Origin of the sequence: Telmatospirillum sp. J64-1 (genome assembly GCF_006980715.1) — a bacterium.
In the GTDB taxonomy this organism is placed as follows: Bacteria; Pseudomonadota; Alphaproteobacteria; order Rhodospirillales; family Magnetospirillaceae; genus Oleiliquidispirillum; species Oleiliquidispirillum nitrogeniifigens.
Genome location: NZ_SBHN01000009.1, coordinates 147,563 through 167,507, shown reverse-complemented (window position 1 = coordinate 167,507; position 19,945 = coordinate 147,563). Strand labels below are relative to the sequence as shown.

The window sequence follows — 19,945 nt, the reverse complement described above, 5'->3', positions numbered from 1 at the left end:
TCCGTCGGGGGCTGTTCGCCGTTGGTCGGCGGTTCTTCACCGTCCGTCGGCGGCTGTTCGCCGTCGGTCGGCGGTTCCTCGCCATCCGTCGGGGGCTGTTCGCCGTTGGTCGGCGGTTCCTCGCCATCCGTCGGGGGCTGTTCGCCATTGGTCGGGGGTTCCTCGCCATCCGTCGGCGGCTGTTCGCCGTTGGTCGGCGGCTCCTCACCGTCCGTCGGAGGCTCATCGATCGCCGGCGGTTCGTCAATGACCGGCGGTTCGCCGTTGGTGGGCGGTTGTTCACCATTCGTCGGGGGCTGTTCGCCGTTGGTCGGTGGTTCCTCACCGTCTGTCGGCGGCTGTTCGCCGTCGGTCGGTGGTTCCTCACCGTCCGTCGGGGGCTGTTCGCCGTTGGTCGGCGGTTCCTCGCCATCCGTCGGGGGTTGCTCGCCGTTGGTCGGCGGTTCTTCACCATCCGTCGGCGGCTGCTCGCCGTCGGTCGGCGGTTCTTCACCATCCGTCGGCGGTTCCTCACCGTTGGTGGGGGCTTCCGTCACGTTGACCGTCGCGGTACCGGAGCTGGACTCGCCGTTCAGGCTCTGGATCGCATAGTCGAAGGAGGCCTCGCCGGTGAAGCCGTCCGTCGGAGCGAAAAGCACATGGCTCACGCTGCCGCCTTCGACATCGGAGATGCCCGTCAGCTGGACATCCTCAATATTCTCACCCTCGGGCAGCAGGTCTGCCAGGGAGAGGGCCACAGGCACGGAGGTCTGGGTCGTGCCGTTGGGCGAGGAGGGGTCTTCGCTGCCCGCCGCGACGGAGGTCACCTCGGCCGAGTCGCCGGAGTTGCCGTTCTGCGCTGGAGCTTCGTCGACCTGGATGGTGGCGGTGCCGCTCTGCTCGTTCCCGTCGGCATCCAGATAGGTGAAGGAGAAGGAAGCCTCGCCGGTGAAACCGGGCGAGGGAACGAAGACCACATGGCTGATCGAGCCGTTCTCGAAATTGCTGAATTCGAGCGACTGCGCCCCTTCAGACCCGGTCGGCAGCAGATCCTGGATCGCAACGGCGACTGGCGTGCCGGCGACGGTATCGAAATCCGGGCTGTCATCGGTCGGCGGTTCTTCACCGTCGGTCGGCGGCTGCTCACCATCCGTCGGCGGTTCCTCGCCATCGACCGGGGGCTCTTCGCCATCGGTGGGCGGTTGTTCGCCACCGGTCGCTTCACTGACATCGATGGTGACCGTCGCGGACTCGGTGTCGCCCTCCGTGGTCTGGATGGTGTAGTTGAAGGAGGCTTCGCCCGTGAAGTCGGTTTCGGGCATGAAGAAGACGTGGCTCAGTTCGCCGCCTTCGACACCCCAGACACCGGTCAGCTCGGCCTGATTGCCGTTATCGTCCACAGGCAGCAGGTCCGCCACGGAGATGACGACGGGCCATTGCCCGGTCTCGGCGACGGACGAGGCATCGTCCGTTCCGTTGCTATCGGTCCCATCGGTTTCCTGGCCCGTGCCGTCCGCGCCATTGACCTGAATGGTCGCGGAATCGGTCTGGGTGTTGCCATCCGCGTCCCGATAGCTGAAGGAGAGGCTGGCTTCACCTGTGAAGCCCGTATCGGGAACGAAGACCAGATGGCTTAGATTGCCGCCGGTGAAATTGCTGAACAGCACGACTTCCGCGTTATCGGCGTCATTGGACAGCAATTCGCGGATCGAGATGGCGGCGGGCTGGCCGGCGACGGTGCTGAAGGCATCGTCCACGGCAGCCGGGGGAGAGGGTTCTTCCGTCGGCGGTTCCTCGCCGTCCGTGGGTGGTTCCTCGCCATCGGTCGGCGGTTCCTCACCGTCCGTGGGAGGTTCCTCGCCATCGGTCGGCGGTTCTTCACCGTCGGTCGGGGGCTGCTCGCCATCCGTCGGCGGTTCCTCGCCGTCCGTGGGCGGCTCTTCGCCATCGGTCGGCGGTTCTTCGCCGTCGACGGGTGGCTCTTCATCCTCGCCATCGTCGACAGGCGGGTCTTCCTCGTCCACGGGCGGGACGAGGTCATCGTCGGTGGGGGTGACGACGAGACGCACGTCATAGCCCTCGAGCCTGACCAGCACCATCGTGCCGCTTTGTCCATCGGTTTCAAAGTCGGTCTGGCCGGTACCGTCCGGGGTGATGGGCTCGACGATGATGCTGCCGTCATTCCCATCGGTCGCCTGGGTGACCCCGATACCGCTCACCGTCGTGATGCCGTCGGGGCCGATGATGCTGACCGCGCCGCCCGTCGAGGCGCTGATCGTCCCCTCGCCGAAGCCCCGCGTGGAAGCCGTTCCATTGCCGGTCGCGCTGATCAGCGAGACCGTGTCCTGGTTATCTGATTGGGCCGTTACGTTCTGCGTCGTTGGCATAACCTCTCCTCCGTTATGGATGGAAGTATGGCCCGTATTTGGCCGGAGGGGGTGCCATGGTCAAAAAACATACAGGCTAGCTATACCGACGGATAGGCGAGTGAGATTGAGGATATCGCCTCAGGGGCGGCGGAACTCTCGAAGGAGCCGCAAGTTAATCAATGGGCGCTCCCGGAAGGGGCTCACTCCCGGAAGGTGAGTCCGTTTGGGTGGAGAACCAGCGCCCAGGCAGAAGCATATATCTGACGTATCTGTCCAAACGGAGCCGCCCATGTCCGAAAGCACAGCAAGGCCGGAATTGCATGTCGTCACCAGCGCCTCGGCCCTGCCCGAAGACCCGTTGTTGGGATGCCTGCTGGCCTTGTCACGGCATTACGACCGACCCGCCACGCCCAGTGCCTTGATCGCCGGGCTGCCGTTGGTGGGCGGGCGGCTGACGCCCGCTTTGTTCGTGAGGGCGGCGGCGCGGGCGGGATTGTCGGCAAGGGTGGTCAAGCGGCCGTTGTCAAAGTTGTCCGAACTGGTCCTGCCGGCAGTGGTGATCCAGAAGGACGGCGGGGCCGTGCTGCTGATGCGCCGCCTGCAGGACGGAGAGTGCGAGGTGCTGCTGCCCGAAACCGGCACCGGCACCGTGACCCAGAGCCTTGCCGAACTGGAAAAGAGCCATAGCGGCTATGTCATCCTGTCCCGCCCGGAATGCCGTTTCGACGATGCCGACGACCATGCCCGACGCAAGCGTCCTTCGAGCTGGTTCTGGGGAACGCTGAGGCAGTTCTGGCCGGTCTACGGACAGGTCGTCATGGCGGCGGTGCTGGTGAACCTGCTGGCCCTGGCGGTGCCCCTGTTCATCATGAACGTCTATGACCGCGTGGTTCCCAACCGGGCGGTCGAGACGCTGTGGGTGCTGGCCATCGGGGTGTGCGGGGCCATCCTGTTCGAGTTCATCCTGCGCGCCTTCCGCGCTTATTTCCTCGATTTCGCCGGGCGGCAGGCCGATGTGATGATCGCCAGCCGCATTTTCGAGCAGGTGGTGGGCATGGAGATGTCCCATCGTCCGCAATCGGCCGGGGGCTTCGCCAGCAACCTGCGGGAATTCGAGACGCTGCGCGACTTCTTCACCTCGGCGAGCTTGGCGACCATCGTCGACCTGCCCTTCATCGGCCTGTTCCTGCTGGTCATCTGGTGGATCGGCGGGCCCGTGGTGCTGGTGCCGCTGGCCGCCGTGCCGCTGGTGATCCTGGTTGGGATCCTGGTGCAAGTGCCGCTGGACCGGGTGGTGCGCCGCAGCTTCCGCGAAGCTTCGATGAAGCACGGTATCCTGATCGAATCTATTTCCGGCCTGGAAACCATCAAAAGCGTCGGCGCCGAAAGCCGCGTGCAGCGCGACTGGGAACGCTTCGTCGGCGCGACGGCGGCTTCGGGGATGCGGGCGCGAAACCTGTCCGCTTTCGCCACCAATTTCGCCCATGCGGCGCAGGGGATGGTGACGGTCGGCGTGGTGGTGGTCGGTGTCTACCTGATCGCGCAGAACCAGCTGAGCATGGGGGCGCTGATCGCCTGCACCATCCTATCCGGACGCATGATGGGGCCGCTGTCCCAGGTGACTTCGTTGCTGACCCGCTTCAGCCAGTCGATGACGGCGCTGAAGACGCTGAACCAGATCATGGCCCTGCCCAGCGAGCGTCCGGCGGGACGGCAATTCCTGCACCGTCCCGAATTGCAAGGCGAGATCGAGTTCCGCAACGTCTCCTTCGCCTATCCCCATCAGGACGGCAAGAGCCTGGAGGACGTGTCCTTCCGCATCGCGCCGGGCGAGAAGGTGGCCATCGTCGGCCCCATCGGCTGCGGCAAGAGCACCATTGCCCGGCTGATCCTGGGCCTCTATCGCCCCAACGAAGGGAATGTGCTGATCGACGGCACCGATTCCCGCCAGATCGATCCCGCAGACTTGCGCCGGACCTTCGGCTATGTGCCGCAGGACAGCTTCCTGTTCAACGGTACGGTGCGCGAGAATATCGCGCTCGCCTATCCCCGCATCGACGACGCGATGATCCTGCGCGCCGCGCGCATCGCCGGCATCCACGACTTCCTGCGCCGCAGCGGCCAGGGCTACGACTTGGCGGTGGGCGAACGGGGCGAGCGTCTGTCGGGCGGGCAGCGCCAAGCCATCTGCATCGCCCGCGCATTGTTGACCGATCCGCCGGTACTGATCTTCGACGAGCCGACCAGCGCCATGGACCAGTCGTCGGAGGAACGCTTCAAGCAGCGCCTGGGCGACAGCCTGCACGGCAAGTCGCTGATCCTGGTCACCCATCGTCCCTCGCTGCTGTCCCTGGTGGACCGGGTCATGGTGATGGATTGCGGGCGGCTGATCGCCGACGGCCCGCGCGATGCGGTGCTTCAGGCGCTGGCCCAGGGCCGGGTGCGGCTTTCGACCAGCGGCGGCGGCCGGACTGCAACGCTTTCCAAGGGGTAAGGGATGTCGCGCGAAGAACTGGAATATATGAAGGAACTCGACGCCGCCGCGCGGCGGCGTCCTCCTTTGGCCATGCGTTTGTTTCTTTTCTTCTCGGTGCTGCTGTTCGGTGTCGGCATCGCCTGGATGGCCTGGGCGAAGCTGGACGAGGTGACCCGTGCCGACGGGCAGGTCATTCCCTCCCGGCATGTGCAGGTGGTGCAGAACCTGGAAGGCGGCATCGTCACCGAGATCCTGGTGCGCGAGGGCGAGACGGTGAAGAAGGGGCAGGTCCTGGCGCGCATGGACCCGACCAGCTACGGCGCCGAGGTCAGCCGCCTCCAAGCCCGGCGGCTGGCGCTGCTGGCGGCCGTTCACCGTTTGCAGTCGGAAGCCTGGAACCGCGACCTGGAGATGCCGGAAGAGGTGCTGAAACTGGCGGCCTCCACCGCCGAGAGCGAGCGCGAGCTTTTCAATTCCCGGCGTGACGAGCTTGCCGCTTCGCTGGACGTGCTGCAGCGCCAATTGGTGCAGCGGCGCCAGGACCTGCTGTCCCTGGAGAACGAGGAGAAGGCCCTGGCGCGGAGCCTGCGCTTCGTGGGCCAGGAATTGGAGATGGCCCGCGACCTGTCCTCGCGCGGGCTGAAGTCGCGCATCGAGACCTTGCGGCTGGAGCGCCAGCATAGCGAGATCACGGGGCAGCTCGAGACGGTGCGGCTGAACGTCCCCGGCGCCCGCGCCGCCGTCGAGGAGGCCGAGGAGAGGATCAACGAGCGCCTGGAAGCCTTCCGGGCCCAGGCCTTGACGGAACTGAACGAACGCAAGCTGGAACTGGCTTCGGTCGAGGCCGAATTGATCGCCAGCCGCGACCGCATGACCCGGCGCGAGGTGCGTGCGCCCATGGACGGCATCGTCAAACGGCTGGACATCAATACCGTCGGCGGCGTCATACAGCCGGGCAGCGAGTTGATGGAGATCGTGCCTTTGGACGACACGCTGCTGATCGAAGCCCGCGTCCGTCCCTCGGACATCGCCTTCCTGCATCCCGGGCAGCGGGCGGTGGTGAAGATCACGGCCTATGACTTCACCATCTATGGCGGTCTCGACGGGCGGCTGGAACATATCAGCGCCGATACCATCGTGAATGAAGAAGGCGAAAGCTTCTACCTGATCCGTGTCCGTACCGATGCCACCCATTTCCAGGGGCGGGAAGGGGAGCTTCCCATCATTCCCGGCATGACCGCCCAGGTCGACCTGCTGACCGGGGAGAAGACGGTGCTCGATTACGTGATGAAGCCCGTCCTTCGCGCCCGCGAAAGCGCCTTGACGGAACGCTGATCCGGAAACTCCTGCCTGGAGGGCAGCAGGCGGCGGGATTTTCCGCCGCCTTTTGCTTGCCTATCCGAATTTCCCGCACTCGATCCATCCGGTTTGCACCCTTTGCCTTCATCCTCATCCGGCTGGACTTGGAACCGGAGCATTCGTCGGCTTTGCCTTGAGGGCCGTTCCTGACGGGCGCATGTAGCCGGAGGACGGCCCGGCGAAGAGATGTGCCCTTATCCCTTCTGACAGAGAAGTAATGGCGCAATGGACGCCCAGAAAAGCTGTTCGAGAGTAACGCGAATGGGAAGGGCGTCGCGGGCGGCAATGCTGTCCGGCCGGGGGATTTTGCTTTTTCGGGCAGGATGTCCGTCTGGCTAGGATACACAGTTCCAGGAGACCCGGATCTATGATGGGCGTTGACGAGAGGGACCATTCGCTGGGCAGTCATGCCCTGTCGACCTTATGGCAGCGCAAGGGGATGATCGCCGCCGTGGTCGGAGGGGTGACGGCCTTAAGCCTGCTGGTGCTCTTCCTCGTGACACCGCGTTACGAGGCCGAGACGCTGATCGCGCTGAAGGCAAGGCCCGGCCCGGTCCAGCAGGTGGCGAGCACGACGCCTCTACCGGCCATGCCGCTGCTCGATACCGCCTCGGTGCGAACCGAAATGGACGTGCTGCAATCGCGCGAAGTGGCCGCCCAGGTGGTTGATGAACTGAATCTTGTGGACGACCCGGAATTCAATCCGTTCCTGGAGGAGACAGGCGAGGGCATGCTGGCATCCGCCCAGGCACGGCTGGAGCGCGGTGTCGAATGGATGCGCGTGCAATGGGCCGAACTGACGGGAGCGCGCCTGCCGCAGCAGGCTTCTCCCCGCAGCGATGCGGCGCGGCTCAAGACCATCGAGAATGTGATGGAACGGATGCGCCTGAAAAGCGACACCGAATCCTTCGCCATTCATCTGACCTTCCAGTCCGAGGACCCGGAAAAGGCGGCGCTGATCGCCAATACCTTCGCAGATGTCTATATCCGCGGCCAGATGGACACCAAGACGGCCGAGTTCCAGCAGGCGACCAACTGGATCAGCAACCAGCTTCAGCAGATCCAGTCGGAGCTGAACTTCGCCACCGAGGATTTGGCGAAGTTCCGCCAGGAAAACCGCCTGTCGCCGCTGGATAGCGATCCCAGCCTGCTGGCCGCCCAGCAATTGGTGGCGCTCAATACCGAATTGGCGACGCTGGAATCCGAACGGGCCACGGCCGAAAGCCAGCTGCAGCAATTGCGCCGCCTTCTGGCCGCGGGTGGCAGCGCCGCGCAATCGGAAGTGGCCGCCGCCTCGCCCTTCATCGGGGCCTTGCGCGCCCAGGAAGCGGAATTGCTGGGCGAGGCCGCCGCCTTGTCGGCGCGCTATACCGACAACCATCCGGCCCTGCGCAGCCTGCGCGACCAGATCAGCCGTATCCGCTCCGACATCAATGCGGAGGTGCGCAACGTCATCAGCGGCCTGGAAAGCCGGGTGGCCGAGGCACGGGCGCGGGAAGAGACGCTGCGCACCCGGATGACCGACATCTCCAACCAGGCCAATGCCAACAGCCGGGAACTGGTGGGATTGCAGCAGCGGGAAATGGATATCGAGAACCGCAACCTGATGATGCAGTCCTTCATGGCCCGTTATAACGAGCTGGTGAACCGCATCCAGATCGAGCAGCCCGATGCCCGCGTGGTGTCGCGCGCCGAACCGCCGCTCGATCCGGCCTATCCGCAGAAGCCGCTCTTCCTGGCCGTGGCCTTCACCGGGTCGCTGGGGCTGGCCATGTCGCTGGCCTTCATGTTCGAGCGGTTCCGTCCCGGCTATGTCAGCACCCAGCAGATCCGCCAGGAACTGGCCCTGCCGACCCTGGGCGTCATCCCCGAGGTGCGCCGGTTGGAGAAGCGCTCCACGCCTTCGGACCAGCTTCTGGGCAAGCCGACATCGGCCTATACCGAGGCCGTGCGGGCGGCGCAGCTGGCCATCCTCAATGCACGGCAGGGGCCGGATTCCAAGGCCATCCTGGTGACCTCGTCGCTGCCGGGCGAGGGCAAGAGCGCCTTCGCCCTGTCCCTGGGCCGCAGCCTGGCGCAGCACGGTTTCCGCACGCTGCTGGTGGATTGCGACTTGCGCCGTCCCTCGCTGGCCCGCCTGACCAAGACGCGCCACGCGCCCGGCCTAGTGGATTTCCTGCGCGAGGAAGTGCCGATGGAAGAGGCGTTGCGCCAGGACGACAAGTCGGGGCTGCATTTCATTCCCGCAGGGTCGCGCTGCGACGATCCCCAGCGCCTGCTGGGCAGCGCCCTGGCCGCCCATACCTTCGATGCCTTCAAGAGCAAGTTCGACGTGGTGCTGATCGACAGTCCGCCGACAATGGTCGCCTCGGACTCCGCCTTGCTCGCCAAGAGCAGCGAACTGGCCCTCTATGTGGTCGAGTGGGACCGCACGCCACGCCGTGCCGTCCAGGCCGGGGTGGAATATCTGCGCTCGCTGGGCGTCAACGTGGCGGGCGTCGTCTTCTCGAAGGTGGACCTCGAGAAGCGCGGCTATCAAAGCGACTACGCGGATTTCTGCTTCCGCAACCCGGAATACTACCGCAATTGACGGCGCTTCATGCGCCGTCCCTTCCATCCAAGAGGAGATCAACCCCAGGAGCGGTCCGCATCCTATCCCACAACCCGCTCGATTCAGGAGGTGGTTGACGTATGAGTGATTCTAAGAAGAACCGATCCGTCCTGATCATTGTCGAGAATCTTCCCGTCCCGCGCGACCGCCGGGTCTGGTTGGAAGCGACGACATTGGCCCAGGCCGGTTGGGACGTGACGGTGATCTGCCCGGCCACCCAGGCCTATCCCAAGCGCCATGAGGTGATCGACGGCATCCACATCTACCGCCACCCCCTGCCGACGGAGGCCGAGGGCGCCATGGGTTATCTGGCGGAATATTCCGCCGCCCTGTTCTGGCAATTCGTGCTGGCCTGGAAGACCCTGTTCAAGCGCGGCTTCGACGTGATCCATGCCTGCAATCCCCCGGATACGGTTTTCCTGGTCGGCGGCTTCTTCAAGCTGTTCCTGGGCAAGCGCTTCATCTTCGACCACCACGATCTCAGTCCCGAACTCTACGAGGCGAAATTCGGCAAGCGGGGCTTCTTTCACAGCCTGTTGCTGCGTTTCGAGCGCTGGACCTTCCGCACCGCCGACCTGTCCATCGCCACCAATGAATCCTTCAAGCGGATCGCCGTCGAACGCGGCGGCATGCCGCCCGAGCGGGTCTATGTCGTGCGCTCCGGCCCCGACCTGGACAAGCTGAAGATCATCCCGCCGCAGCCGGAGCTGAAGAAGGGCCGCGATTACCTGATCAGCTATCTCGGCGTGATGAACAACCAGGACGGCGTGGACCTGCTGCTGGAAGCCATGCGTCATATCGTGCGCGACCATGGCCGCACCGACATTCACTTGGCGCTGATGGGCGACGGGCCGGAACTGAAGAACCTGAAGGCCTGGACCGAGCGCGAGGGCCTGTCGGACTACGTCACCTTCACCGGCTGGGCCGATTTCGGCGTCATCGTCCCCATGCTCAACACCGCCGATGTCTGCGTCTGCCCCGATCCCTACAATCCGTTCAACGACAAATGCACCATGAACAAGATCCTGGAATACATGGCACTGGGCAAGCCGGTGGTGCAGTTCGACCTGACCGAGGGACGGGTTTCGGCCGGCGCGGCCTCCCTCTATGCCCGCCAGAACGATCCCGCCGACATGGCGGCCAGGATCCTGGAACTGATCGACGACCCGGAAACCCGGGCGCGCATGGGCGAACTGGGGCGCCAGCGCATCGAGCACGAACTGTCCTGGCAGCATCAGGCACCCAAGCTGCTGGCGGCCTATGATTCGCTCGAGGCGGAGGCCAGCGCCCGCCGCCGCCTGCGTCCGGGCCAGTTGCAAGGCAAGGGGGGAGAAGGGTCATGACGGACGTTTCCTCCGCTGCCAAGCCTTTCGTCAGCGTCATCATTCCGCATCTCAACGACCACGACCGCCTGGCCCTGTGCCTGGAGCATCTGCACGCCCAGACCTGGCCCCGGGACCGCTACGAAGTGATCGTGGTCGATAACGGCTCGCAGCGGCCCATAGACGAGGTGGTGGCGCGTTTCCCTCTCTCGCGCGCCAGCTTCGAGGCCGAACGCGGTTGCGGTTCCGCCCGCAATCGGGGCGTGGCCGAAAGCAAGGGGGAGATCCTGCTCTTCACCGATTCCGACGTGCTGCCCGCGCCCGATTGGATCGAGCGCGCGGTCCATTGGCTGACGCAGGGTGATGCCGACATCGTCGGCGGACGGGTCCGGGTCTTTCCCAAGGACCCCGCCAATCCCACCGATGTGGAACTCTACGAGCAGGTCTTCGCCTTCCAGAACTGGAAATACATCCAGCGCAAGAACTTCACCGTGGGCTGCTGCATCCTGACCCGGCGCGAGGTCTATGACCGCGTCGGTCCCTTCCGCAACGGCAACCTGCCCGAGGATATGGAATGGGGGCATCGCGCCACCGCGATGGGGCTGCGCATCCGTTATGCCCCGGACGTGCTGCTGTCCCATCCCGCGCGCCATCACTGGCACGAACTGACCCGGAAGATGGACCGGACCACCTTCCATTACCGCTCCATGTGGCGTGAACGCAGTGGCCGGATGTTCTGGGTCAAATGGGCCCTGTTCACCGCCGCCCTGGCGGTGCCGCCGGTGGACAAGCTGTGGGAGGTTTTCACCTGCCGTAATCTCGACAACACGCAGCAGAAGATGCGCGCGGCCCGCGTGCTGCTGGCCCTGCGCTACTACAGGGTGCGGCGCATGGTCGAACACATGCTGCGTCCGGACGTCTTGCTACAGGAATTCAAGGTTTAAGGTTTCAGTCAGGGGAGTCGTCATGCCCAACCTAGGTCGTCGTCAGGTCTGTTCCCTGCTTGCCGGGGGCGCCGCCGCCGTCGCGATGGCGCGGCCCCAGGCCGCCTTGGCTGCGCAACGCATCGTCGAGAAGGTCTGTACGGCTCCGGCCGGGGGAAGCTTGCGGGCAGCCGCCTGTGCCCAGGGCCGCCTGTTCGGTACGGCGGTCGTCACAACACATCTGGAATACGATCCGCCCTACCGGGAACTGGTGGCGCGCGAATGCGCCGTGCTGGTGCCGGAATGGCAGATGAAATGGGGCCAGATCGAGCAGACGCGTGGCGTCGTCACCTTCCAGGCCGCCGACCAGCTGGCCGATTTCGCCCGCCAGCACGGCATGAAGATGCGCGGCCATACCCTGATCTGGTACCGCAACATGCCGAAATGGCTGCCGGAAATCCTGGGGGTGGAGAATTGGCAGCGCCTCATGGCCGACCACTTCGCCCGCATGATCCCGCGCTACCGCGACGTGGCCTATTCCTGGGACGTCGTGAACGAGGCGGTCGAACCCGAGCATGGGCGGCCCGACGGGATGCGCAATTCTCCCTGGCTGCGTGCCGCCGGTGTCGATTACGTGGCGGCGGCGTTCAAGGAGGCGGCGCGTCATGCTCCGGAGGCCGAACTGGTCTATAACGATTACGGCGTCGAGCATGACGACCGCTGGAACCGCCGCCGCCGCGTCGCGGTGCTGAAGCTGCTGGAACGGGCCAAGGCGGCGGGAGCGCCGATCCATGCCCTGGGCATGCAATCCCACCTGCGCGTCGGCGACGGCTGGCATGCCGGCAATCTCGTCTCCTTCCTGCGCGAGGTCGAGGATCTGGGCATCAAGCCCATCGTGACCGAACTGGAAATCCGGACCGACCGCGTCGGCGGGCGGCGCGGGGACGAGGCCGCGGCCGCCCTGGCGCGGGACTATCTGGAAACGGTGCTGGCCAATTCCCGCTGCGATACCGTCATCACCTGGTGCCTCAGCGACAAGTATTCCTGGCGGCGGGAAAGGGACCCACAGGCCCGGCCCCTGCTGTTCGACGACGAATTGCGCCCCAAGCCCCTCTACGACGCCCTGGCGGCGGTTCTTGCCAAGGATGTGGCCTGAACGATGTCGACAGGTGCACTCGTCGTCCGCAACGTCCGCCGCATCACCGGTCTGTTCGCGGACCCCGTGCGCGGCCTGTCCCTGCTCGAACAGGGGCTGCTGTCCGCCACTAATTTCGCCGTCATCCTGACCCTGGCGCGCAGCTTTCCAGAGGCGCATTTCGGGGCCTTCTCCTTCGCCTACATCTCCTACATGTTCCTGCTGAACCTGCACCGCTCGATCGTGGTGGTACCCTTCGTCATCCACACGGCGGATCGCGAGGAACTGAAGCGGGAAGGGCGGCTGTGGAACAGCCTCAACCTGCTGGTCATGGCCGCCTGCACGCTGCTGCTGGGCTTGGCCGCGGCCACGGTGATGCCGTTGGGCGGCCGGGAATGGATGGCGCAGGCCCTGGTGGCCGCGATGGTCTTCGTGCCGGCGGGATTCCTGTACGAATTCCTGCGGCGCTGGATCATCCAGCTGCACGATCCGGTGCGGGTGGTGATGGCGGCCGTGGCCTATTGCGCCGTCTATGTGCTGGGTCTGGTCTGGGCGATCCACACCCATGCCGTCTTCTGGGCCTTCGCCGGTTTCGCCGCCGCCAATCTGGCCGCCGCCCTGGTCTGCCTGCCCAAGGTTCTGGCCAGCCGCAAGGGGGCGCCCAAGCCGCGCAGCTTCCGTGCCTTCCTGGCGGAACTGGGGAGCTACCTGTCCTGGTCCATGCTCAGCAACCTGGCCTATAACGGTTACAATCATCTGCCGCCGCTGATTCTGGGCTTCCTGGCCGGGCCGGTGCCCGTCGCCGCCTACCAGGCCATGCGCAACTTCACCCAGCCGGTCATGACGCTGGGCACCGCCATCGACAATTTCGACAAGCCGCGCGCGGCCCGCGAGATGGCCCGCAACGGCCTGCCCGGCATGAAGCGGCAGTTGCGCGCCACCACGGCGGCACTGTTCGCCATGGCCGGTCCCTATATCTTGCTGATGCTGTTCTTCGCGCCCCAGGCCGAGGCCCTGGTCTATGGCGAGCGCTACGCCGACTACGCCTATCTGATGTATTTCTGGATCGCCTTCGCGGTCATGAACCTGGCGGTCTATCCCTTCGAGACCGGGCTGTTCCTGGTCAAGCGTCCCGACCTGCTGTTCAAGGGGCGGATCATCGGGGCCGTGCTGTGCACCATCGCCACCCTGATCCTGGTGCCCAAGATGGGCGTGGCGGGGGCCATGACGGGCCTGTTGCTGGGCTGGGTGGTCTCCGGTCTCTTTGCCGTCTTCCTGCTTGCAAAGGTAACCCGATGCCAGGCTCCCAACTGACTTCCCCCGACATCGCCGCCCAGGACCTTGCCGCGCCGGCCGCTCCGCTGCGCAGGACATCCGCACCGCCGCCGCCCCGGGGAGCCATGGTGGCGATCCTGGCGGTGTCCCTGCTGGGCTTCGTGGCCTGCCTGCTGCTGGTGCTCCGCCTTTCGCCGCAGACGCCGCTGCTCCTCGCCCTGCCGCTGGTCTTCGCCGGCGGCCTGATGCTGGTGCCGGTAGGGCTGTCGCTGCTGCGGGGCCGGGCGGAAGCCTATATCGGCTTCATGGGCCTGATGCTGTTCCTCACCGTCTCCCAGTTCCGTTCGCGTGCCTGGAACGACGGGTCGGTGGACTGGCAGGTGATGATGAAGGGCGGGGTCTGGGTGATCGCGGGTGCCATCGGCATCTGGCAATTGCAGCGCACCGCCAAATATCTGGCCCATCCGCCGGTGATGTTTGGGGCGTTGTTTATCCTGTTCCTGACCATGTCCACCCTATGGTCGCCGGTGACGGGATACACGGCTTTGTCGTCGCTGGGCTATATCTGCTTCTTCCTCTTCGCGCTGGCGGCCGTGGACCGTCTGGACGAGACGCAGCTGCTGCAAGGCCTGGCGCTGGGGCTTGGGGCCCTGGTGCTGCTGTCCCTGGCCATCTACCCCATCTATGGCGTCAGCTTCGCCGAAGTTTCTGAAGGCAGCACCGGCGAGGCCGACCGCCTGCGCGGCATCACCGGCCATCCGGTATCCCTGGCACAGGCCTCGGTCCAGTTCGCGCTGGTCTGCCTGCTGCTGATGGGACGGGTCAGGCGGGGAAAATGGCTGTTCCTGGTCATGCTGGCCGCCGCCGTGGTGACCTTGCTGTTGACCCAGTCGCGTATGGCGGCCGTGGCCATGACGGCGGGCTTTATCATCGCATGGGTGCATAAGCGGGGTTTGATCCTCTATGCCCTGCCCATCGCCCTGGCCGTGGGAACCGCATTGCTGATGGTGGCGGCGCTGGCCGGGATGCAGGCCATCATGCCCGACAACATCCTGGCCCTGTTCAGCCGTTCCGGACGGGCGACCGAGGTCGTGACCCTGACCGGACGCGTCGATATCTGGGCCTTCGTGCTGGAGCGCATTTCCGCCGAACCCATCTTCGGCCACGGCCATGCTTCGGCCCGCTTGGTGCTGCTCGGCAATTTCGGCCTCTGGGCATTGGCCCATGCCCATAACGTCTATCTCCAGGCGCTGCTCTATCTCGGCATCGTCGGCTTCGTGCTGATGATGCTGGCCCTGCTGTTCCAGGTGCTGCGCTTCCTGAAGGCGCCCTCGCTGATGCGCGACACGATCCTGATCTATCTGCTGATCCTGGGCGTGACCGAACAGGCTTTCCTGTCCAACCTGCCTGGGACGGAAACCTTCCTGTGGTTCGTGGTCATGGCGATGGCGGTCCCGGCGGCCAAACTGGCCGGCTCCCGCAGCCGGAGAGCCCAGGCAGCCTGACGGTGGCGGCTCCCCCCAAAGACGTATAATCTGCGTCGGATACCGGACGCTCTTTGGGGGCAGGGGGAATGGCGGTGAAGTCTAGATGGGCCAGCGGCGCTTGGTGGCGCGGCCAGTTTGGCGGTGGCCGGGCCTTGGCGCTGGTGCTGCTGGGCCTGATGGTCTGGGTGAGGGTGGCGGATTTCGAGGTGCTGGAACTTTCCCGCGCCAAGACCTTCGACTTCTACCAGAAGATCAAGCCCCGCGAGACGCCGCCAGACACGCCCATCGCCATCGTCGATATCGACGAAGCCAGCCTGGAGGAGTTCGGCCAATGGCCCTGGCCGCGCACGGTGCTGGCCGACTTGCTCGACAAGCTGCGCCTGAGCGGGGCGGCGGTGGTCGGCTTCGACGTCATCTTTCCCGAGGAGGACCGTGCGTCCCCGGCGGCCTTCGCCCAGACCGTGGCCGAACTGGACACAGATCTGGCCGAGCGCCTGAAGACCCTGCCCAGCAATGATGAGGTTTTCGCCCAGGCTATCGCGCGTATGCCCGTGGTCCTGGGACAGACGGGCATTTCAGATGCCCGTCGCGGCCGACCCGATGGCCGGATGATTTCTATTGCCGAACTGGGCGGCGATCCGCGCCCGTGGCTGACCGCCTATCCCTCGCTGCTGCGCAATCTTCCGGTGCTGGAGGAACAGGCGGCAGGGCTGGGAATATTCAACACCACCGCCGAAATCGACGGCATCGTCCGCCGCGTACCGGCGCTGGTGCGGGTCGAGGAGCGGCTTTATCCCTCCCTGGCGATCGAGATGCTGCGCGTCGCCACCGGCAACCAGTCCCTGGCGACCCGCCTGGACCCGGTGGCGGGGATGCAGGGCCTGGTGGTGCGGCCCAGTACCGTCCGTACCGACGGCCATGGCCGCATCTGGATCTATGCCGCCCATAGCGACCACAGCAAATACATCTCCGCCCGGGATGTGCTGAACGGCAGCATGCCGCCCGAGCGCGTGGCCGGAAAGATGGTTCTGGTCGGCACTTCGGCGGCGGGGCTGCTCGATATCCGCTCCACGCCGCTGGAGCGCAACATCCCCGGCGTCGAACTTCATGCACAGATGATCGAGACGATCATGTTCGGCACCCAGTTGCAGCAGCCGGCCGATGCCGCCGCCGTCGAGATTTTCGCCATGCTCGGCGTCGGCCTGTTGATGATTCTGCTGGTGCCGCTGGTCGGCGCGCGTTCGACGCTGGTGCTGTTCCTGGTGGCGGCCTCGGGCATCGCCGGCTGGTCCTGGTACAGCTTCACCACGGAATTGAAGCTCTACGATCCCGTCCTGCCGATCCTGACCTCGCTGGTCCTTTACATGATGCTGACCTATGCCGGCTATGCCCGCGAGGAAGCACAGCGGCGCCAGGTTCGTGGCGCCTTCTCGCGCTATATGTCCCCGGCCTTGGTTGAACGGTTGGCCCAGCATCCCGAGCAACTGAAGCTGGGTGGCGAGATGCGCGACATGACGCTGCTTTTTGCCGATGTGCGCGGCTTCACTACGATCTCGGAACAATTCGATGCCGAGGGGCTGACCCGGTTCATGAACCGCTTCCTTACCCCCATGACCGATGTGATTCTGAGCCGGCAGGGCTGCATCGACAAATATATGGGCGATGCCATCATGGCGTTCTGGAATGCGCCTTTGGACGATCCCGACCACGCCGCCCATGCCTGCGAGGCCGCCCTGGCGATGAAGGCCCGGCTGGAGCCGTTGAACCGCGAACTGGAGGAGGAGGCCAAGGCAGAGGGACGGCGCCATGTGCCCATCAATATCGGCATCGGCCTCAATTCCGGCGAGGTCTGCGTGGGCAACATGGGGTCGGACCAGCGCTTCGATTATTCGGTGCTGGGCGACACCGTCAATCTGGCCTCGCGTCTGGAGGGCCAGTCCAAGCCCTATGGCGTGACCGTGGTCATCGGCGAGAATACCTGGGAACGCGCCCCTGGCTATGCCACGCTCGAACTGGACCTGATCAAGGTCAAGGGCAAGACCGAGGCGGTGCGTATCTATGCCCTGCTGGGTGATCGCGCCGAAGCCGTCACTCCTGGTTTCCAGGCTTTGGAACAGGCCCATGAAGCCATGCTGGCAGCCTATCGCGCCCAGAACTGGGGCGTGGCGCGGGGTCTGATTCCGCGCTGCCGCGAGTTGGGAGGCGTGTATGACCTTGACGGGCTCTACGATCTTTACGAAGAGCGCATCCAGGCCTATGAGGCCGCCCCTCCCGGCGCCCAATGGGATGGGGTCTTCGTCGCCACCTCCAAATAGATTCGACCGAAGGAGCGCGGGGCCTCTCCGATCGCGTGAATGACGATCGGGGAGGAGGGGGCCATCTGAAGGGGATGGAGATCGAGCTTGCCACCAATGCCGACCTGTACGAGATCGTTACCCGGCTCGGCCTCGCCGTGCTGCTGGGCATGCTGCTGGGCCTGGATCGGGAACTGAATAGAAAGCCCGCCGGCCTGCGCACCTCGATGCTCGTCTCGCTGGGTGCGGCTTTGACCACTCTGGTCGCCTTCGAACTCTATTATTCGGTGGATGAGCTGAAGGGATCGAGCCAGGCCGATCCCTTGCGCGCCATCGAAGGCGTGGTCGGGGCGATCGGTTTCCTGGGGGCCGGAGTGATCATTCAGGGCCGGGGACGGGTCCAGCATATGACGACGGCCGCGAATATCTGGATCTGCGGTACGATCGGTCTGGCTTGCGGTGGCGGTTTTTATGTCGTCGCCATCATCGCCTTCATCTTCGCGATCGTCATCTTGACCGTCCTGCGTTGGGTCGAGCACCTGTTCATCCAGCCGAAACAGAAGGAATAGACGCTGAGAACCACAGCCCCCGCCGCGATGGGCGGCGGGGGCCGGAACAGGAAAGAGGGGACTTAGCCGCAGCAGCCCGTGTCGCTGCCGCTCGTCCCGGCATCGTCGGCAGCGCTGCTGGTATCGCTATCGCTGTCCGTATCGGTGGCGCTGCTCGTGCCGGTACCGCTATCCGTACCGGTGCCGCTGCCCGTGCCGGTCGCGCTATCGGTGCCAGTGGCGCTCGTGCCGGTCGCGTCGGCGGCCTCGCCGGTCACGTTGCCGGAATCATCCACGCTCATGCTGACGCCGCTCACCGCGTCGCCGGAGGCACTGCCGACACTCGTGGCCGTTCCGGCAACGCCGGTTCCGCCAGCGGCGGCGGCACCGGCCGCGCCAGCCGCACCGCCGGTCCCGCCATTGGAGGCATCGCCGCTGTCGCTATGCGTGTGGGTGTCGCGCAGCAGCGGCGAGCCCTGCCCCAATTCCCCAACCCCGCTATAGCCGGTGTCGAAATGCTGCGCTTCCTGGTCCCAGAAGGGCGCGGTGGCGGCGGTCGCCGCCAAGGGGGCGGCGGCCATGGGCGCGGATTGCTGCTGCGCCTGCAGGTCTTCGCTCGCCGGTCCCATCGCCACCATCTCACCGACGGCCTGGACCTGGATACCGAGCGCATCCAAGGTGGAAAGATCGACTTGGCCGGTCGGGCGCAGGCCCTCGTTGCTCTGGAAATTCAGGACGGCATTGCGGGTCTGATCATCCAGCACGCCATTGACCGGAACATTGTGGCCGCGCTGCTGCAGGCGTTCTTCGACCATGGCGACGACTTCCCGGTCGAGGCCTACGCTGCCTTCCTGCACCACGCGCTGCTCATAGGGGCTGAGATTGGCGTCCAGCTGCGAGATCTGGATGCCGGAATCCTGGAATTGGATGTCTTGGCCTGCCATGGCCTGCTGCTGGCCGGGCGCGGCGCCGGCGCCTTGACCGTAGAGATCCTGCTGCGTTCCCGCCATTCCCTGCTGCTGGGCCTGTTCGGGTTGAGCGAATTGGGGCTGGGCTTCCGCCTGTTGCCCGCCACCGGTCAAGGGTGCGCAGGCAGCCCCCAGGCAGACGAGGCCGAGCCCCGCCAGGGTCGGTGCCAGTTTCATGTCTAGCCTCCTGCAATGCCTTTGGAATGTGAAAGTATCAAATGAAGGACACGACCCCGAATGATCGGGGCCGTGCCTGAAAAGTCTTTACCATCCGGATTGAGTTCCGGGCTGGGTGGTGCCGTAGGTCGGTTCTCCAACCTCTCCATCCGGCTGAATGAATTGCTGCTGCTGCATCGGTTCGGTCGTCTGCGGAGTCTGGGGTGAGGTGTCCAAGCCGGATTGCTGCTGGGAGGTCTGGGGCGCGGCAAAGGGATCCTGGGCCTGCTGGTCGCCCCCCATCAGCTGGCCGCAGGCAGCCAGCAAGGTGGCGGCGCCGACGACCAGCGTCAATGAACGCAACTTCATGAAAGAGCCTCCTCGGGAATATGTTCTGAAAAACGGGTGGCGGTCATGGACCGCCACCCCGGGCAGGCTGGCCTTAGTTGGAACCGCCCGTACCACCACCGGTTCCGCCGCCACCGGTTCCGCCAGCACCGTTGTCGCTATGGCCGTGGGTGTCGCGCAGCAGTGGAGAACCTTGGCCGAGTTCACCGACGCCACTATCGCCGGTATCGTAATGCTGGGCCGGCGGGGCTTCGTCGAAGCCCGGCACGCCGCCCTGCTGCTGGCCGGTGAAGCCGCCCTGTTGGCCGCCGACCTGGCCGGTCTGGCCCACCTGGCTGCCCCCCTGCGAGATCGAGGCCAAGGTTTGGGGTTCGAGTTGACCGGTCACGGGAAGCCCGCGGTCAGCCTGGAACTGCATCAGGGCCGAACGGGTCTGGGGACCCCAGATGCCGTCGATCGGACCGACATTGTAGCCCTGCTGCTGCAGCTGGGCCTGGACCTGGCTGACCATCTCGGGATGCAGGGCCTGCTGCTGGCCGCTCACTTGACCGGTCTGCTGCTGGCCGCCTTGCTGCTGGACCTGGCTGCCGGAATGCTGCTCCATCCCAGCAGCATAAGCGGTGCCGGCCAGGATGAGGCCGGCCGCGGCGAGCGAAAGGGTACCCTTCATTTGTCGTCTCCTTTGTACAAGGGAC

General features: G+C 65.3%; 14 protein-coding genes. 10 read left to right on the top strand and 4 right to left on the bottom strand.

All coding sequences use genetic code 11. From position 1 onward, the window contains the following. Nucleotides 1-2,366 (bottom strand): hypothetical protein (locus tag EPD66_RS24365; RefSeq protein ID WP_370511876.1); only part of this gene is annotated, 2,366 nt, incomplete at its 3' end. A gap of 271 nt (nucleotides 2,367-2,637) precedes the next feature. Here EPD66_RS24365 and EPD66_RS10860 point away from each other — a divergent pair. From EPD66_RS10860 to EPD66_RS10815, 10 genes are all read left to right on the top strand, one after another. Continuing rightward, nucleotides 2,638-4,842 carry a type I secretion system permease/ATPase gene (locus EPD66_RS10860; protein ID WP_142848524.1) on the top strand — a complete coding sequence of 735 codons (2,205 nt, stop codon included), beginning with the start codon at nucleotides 2,638-2,640 and terminating at the stop codon, nucleotides 4,840-4,842. 3 nt (nucleotides 4,843-4,845) lie between these two features. Then, complete coding sequence (locus tag EPD66_RS10855) at nucleotides 4,846-6,159, top strand: HlyD family type I secretion periplasmic adaptor subunit (RefSeq protein WP_142848523.1); 1,314 nt, start codon at nucleotides 4,846-4,848, stop codon at nucleotides 6,157-6,159. A gap of 391 nt (nucleotides 6,160-6,550) precedes the next feature. Then, nucleotides 6,551-8,773 (top strand): polysaccharide biosynthesis tyrosine autokinase, encoded by a 2,223-nt coding sequence (locus tag EPD66_RS10850; protein WP_142848522.1) that lies wholly within the window; start codon nucleotides 6,551-6,553, stop codon nucleotides 8,771-8,773. Nucleotides 8,774-8,874: 101 nt separating this feature from the next. Continuing rightward, the gene (locus EPD66_RS10845; RefSeq protein ID WP_142848521.1) at nucleotides 8,875-10,137 is read left to right on the top strand and encodes a glycosyltransferase family 4 protein; all 1,263 of its coding nucleotides are present in this window, start codon (nucleotides 8,875-8,877) and stop codon (nucleotides 10,135-10,137) included. Continuing rightward, a complete protein-coding gene (locus EPD66_RS10840) occupies nucleotides 10,134-11,060 on the top strand; it encodes a glycosyltransferase family 2 protein (protein ID WP_142848520.1) in 927 nt (308 codons plus the stop codon). The genes EPD66_RS10845 and EPD66_RS10840 overlap by 4 nt, the downstream gene beginning before the upstream one ends. A gap of 22 nt (nucleotides 11,061-11,082) precedes the next feature. Beyond that, on the top strand, nucleotides 11,083-12,195 hold the full coding sequence (locus tag EPD66_RS10835) for an endo-1,4-beta-xylanase (protein ID WP_142848519.1): 1,113 nt from the start codon (nucleotides 11,083-11,085) through the stop codon (nucleotides 12,193-12,195). A 3-nt stretch (nucleotides 12,196-12,198) separates the two neighbouring features. After that, nucleotides 12,199-13,488, top strand: coding sequence for a lipopolysaccharide biosynthesis protein (locus EPD66_RS10830; protein WP_142848518.1), 1,290 nt, complete (start codon nucleotides 12,199-12,201; stop codon nucleotides 13,486-13,488). Next, nucleotides 13,470-14,954, top strand: coding sequence for an O-antigen ligase (locus EPD66_RS10825; RefSeq protein WP_142848517.1), 1,485 nt, complete (start codon nucleotides 13,470-13,472; stop codon nucleotides 14,952-14,954). The genes EPD66_RS10830 and EPD66_RS10825 overlap by 19 nt, the downstream gene beginning before the upstream one ends. A 74-nt stretch (nucleotides 14,955-15,028) precedes the next feature. Further along, nucleotides 15,029-17,251 carry a CHASE2 domain-containing protein gene (locus tag EPD66_RS24750; RefSeq protein WP_304650058.1) on the top strand — a complete coding sequence of 741 codons (2,223 nt, stop codon included), beginning with the start codon at nucleotides 15,029-15,031 and terminating at the stop codon, nucleotides 17,249-17,251. Between the two features lie 74 nt (nucleotides 17,252-17,325). Further along, nucleotides 17,326-17,799, top strand: coding sequence for an MgtC/SapB family protein (locus EPD66_RS10815; protein ID WP_142848515.1), 474 nt, complete (start codon nucleotides 17,326-17,328; stop codon nucleotides 17,797-17,799). Nucleotides 17,800-17,861: 62 nt separating this feature from the next. Here the strand turns inward: EPD66_RS10815 and EPD66_RS10810 are convergent, their stop codons facing one another. The 3 genes from EPD66_RS10810 to EPD66_RS10800 form a co-directional block, all read right to left on the bottom strand. Then, complete coding sequence (locus EPD66_RS10810; protein WP_142848514.1) at nucleotides 17,862-18,923, bottom strand: peptidoglycan-binding protein; 1,062 nt, start codon at nucleotides 18,921-18,923, stop codon at nucleotides 17,862-17,864. An 87-nt stretch (nucleotides 18,924-19,010) separates the two neighbouring features. Further along, nucleotides 19,011-19,271: a hypothetical protein gene (locus tag EPD66_RS10805; RefSeq protein WP_142848513.1), complete on the bottom strand. Its 261-nt coding sequence runs from the start codon at nucleotides 19,269-19,271 to the stop codon at nucleotides 19,011-19,013. 73 nt (nucleotides 19,272-19,344) lie between these two features. Beyond that, on the bottom strand, nucleotides 19,345-19,920 hold the full coding sequence (locus tag EPD66_RS10800) for a peptidoglycan-binding protein (protein WP_221930957.1): 576 nt from the start codon (nucleotides 19,918-19,920) through the stop codon (nucleotides 19,345-19,347). Nucleotides 19,921-19,945: the final 25 nt, after the last annotated feature.

Coding starts and splice junctions, on each gene's coding strand:
- EPD66_RS10860 (WP_142848524.1), top strand. CDS start 2,638: ATGTCCGAAAGCACAGCAAGGCCGGAATTGCATGTCGTCACCAGCGCC.
- EPD66_RS10855 (WP_142848523.1), top strand. CDS start 4,846: ATGTCGCGCGAAGAACTGGAATATATGAAGGAACTCGACGCCGCCGCG.
- EPD66_RS10850 (WP_142848522.1), top strand. CDS start 6,551: ATGATGGGCGTTGACGAGAGGGACCATTCGCTGGGCAGTCATGCCCTG.
- EPD66_RS10845 (WP_142848521.1), top strand. CDS start 8,875: ATGAGTGATTCTAAGAAGAACCGATCCGTCCTGATCATTGTCGAGAAT.
- EPD66_RS10840 (WP_142848520.1), top strand. CDS start 10,134: ATGACGGACGTTTCCTCCGCTGCCAAGCCTTTCGTCAGCGTCATCATT.
- EPD66_RS10835 (WP_142848519.1), top strand. CDS start 11,083: ATGCCCAACCTAGGTCGTCGTCAGGTCTGTTCCCTGCTTGCCGGGGGC.
- EPD66_RS10830 (WP_142848518.1), top strand. CDS start 12,199: ATGTCGACAGGTGCACTCGTCGTCCGCAACGTCCGCCGCATCACCGGT.
- EPD66_RS10825 (WP_142848517.1), top strand. CDS start 13,470: ATGCCAGGCTCCCAACTGACTTCCCCCGACATCGCCGCCCAGGACCTT.
- EPD66_RS10815 (WP_142848515.1), top strand. CDS start 17,326: ATGGAGATCGAGCTTGCCACCAATGCCGACCTGTACGAGATCGTTACC.
- EPD66_RS10810 (WP_142848514.1), bottom strand. CDS start 18,923: ATGAAACTGGCACCGACCCTGGCGGGGCTCGGCCTCGTCTGCCTGGGG.
- EPD66_RS10805 (WP_142848513.1), bottom strand. CDS start 19,271: ATGAAGTTGCGTTCATTGACGCTGGTCGTCGGCGCCGCCACCTTGCTG.
- EPD66_RS10800 (WP_221930957.1), bottom strand. CDS start 19,920: ATGAAGGGTACCCTTTCGCTCGCCGCGGCCGGCCTCATCCTGGCCGGC.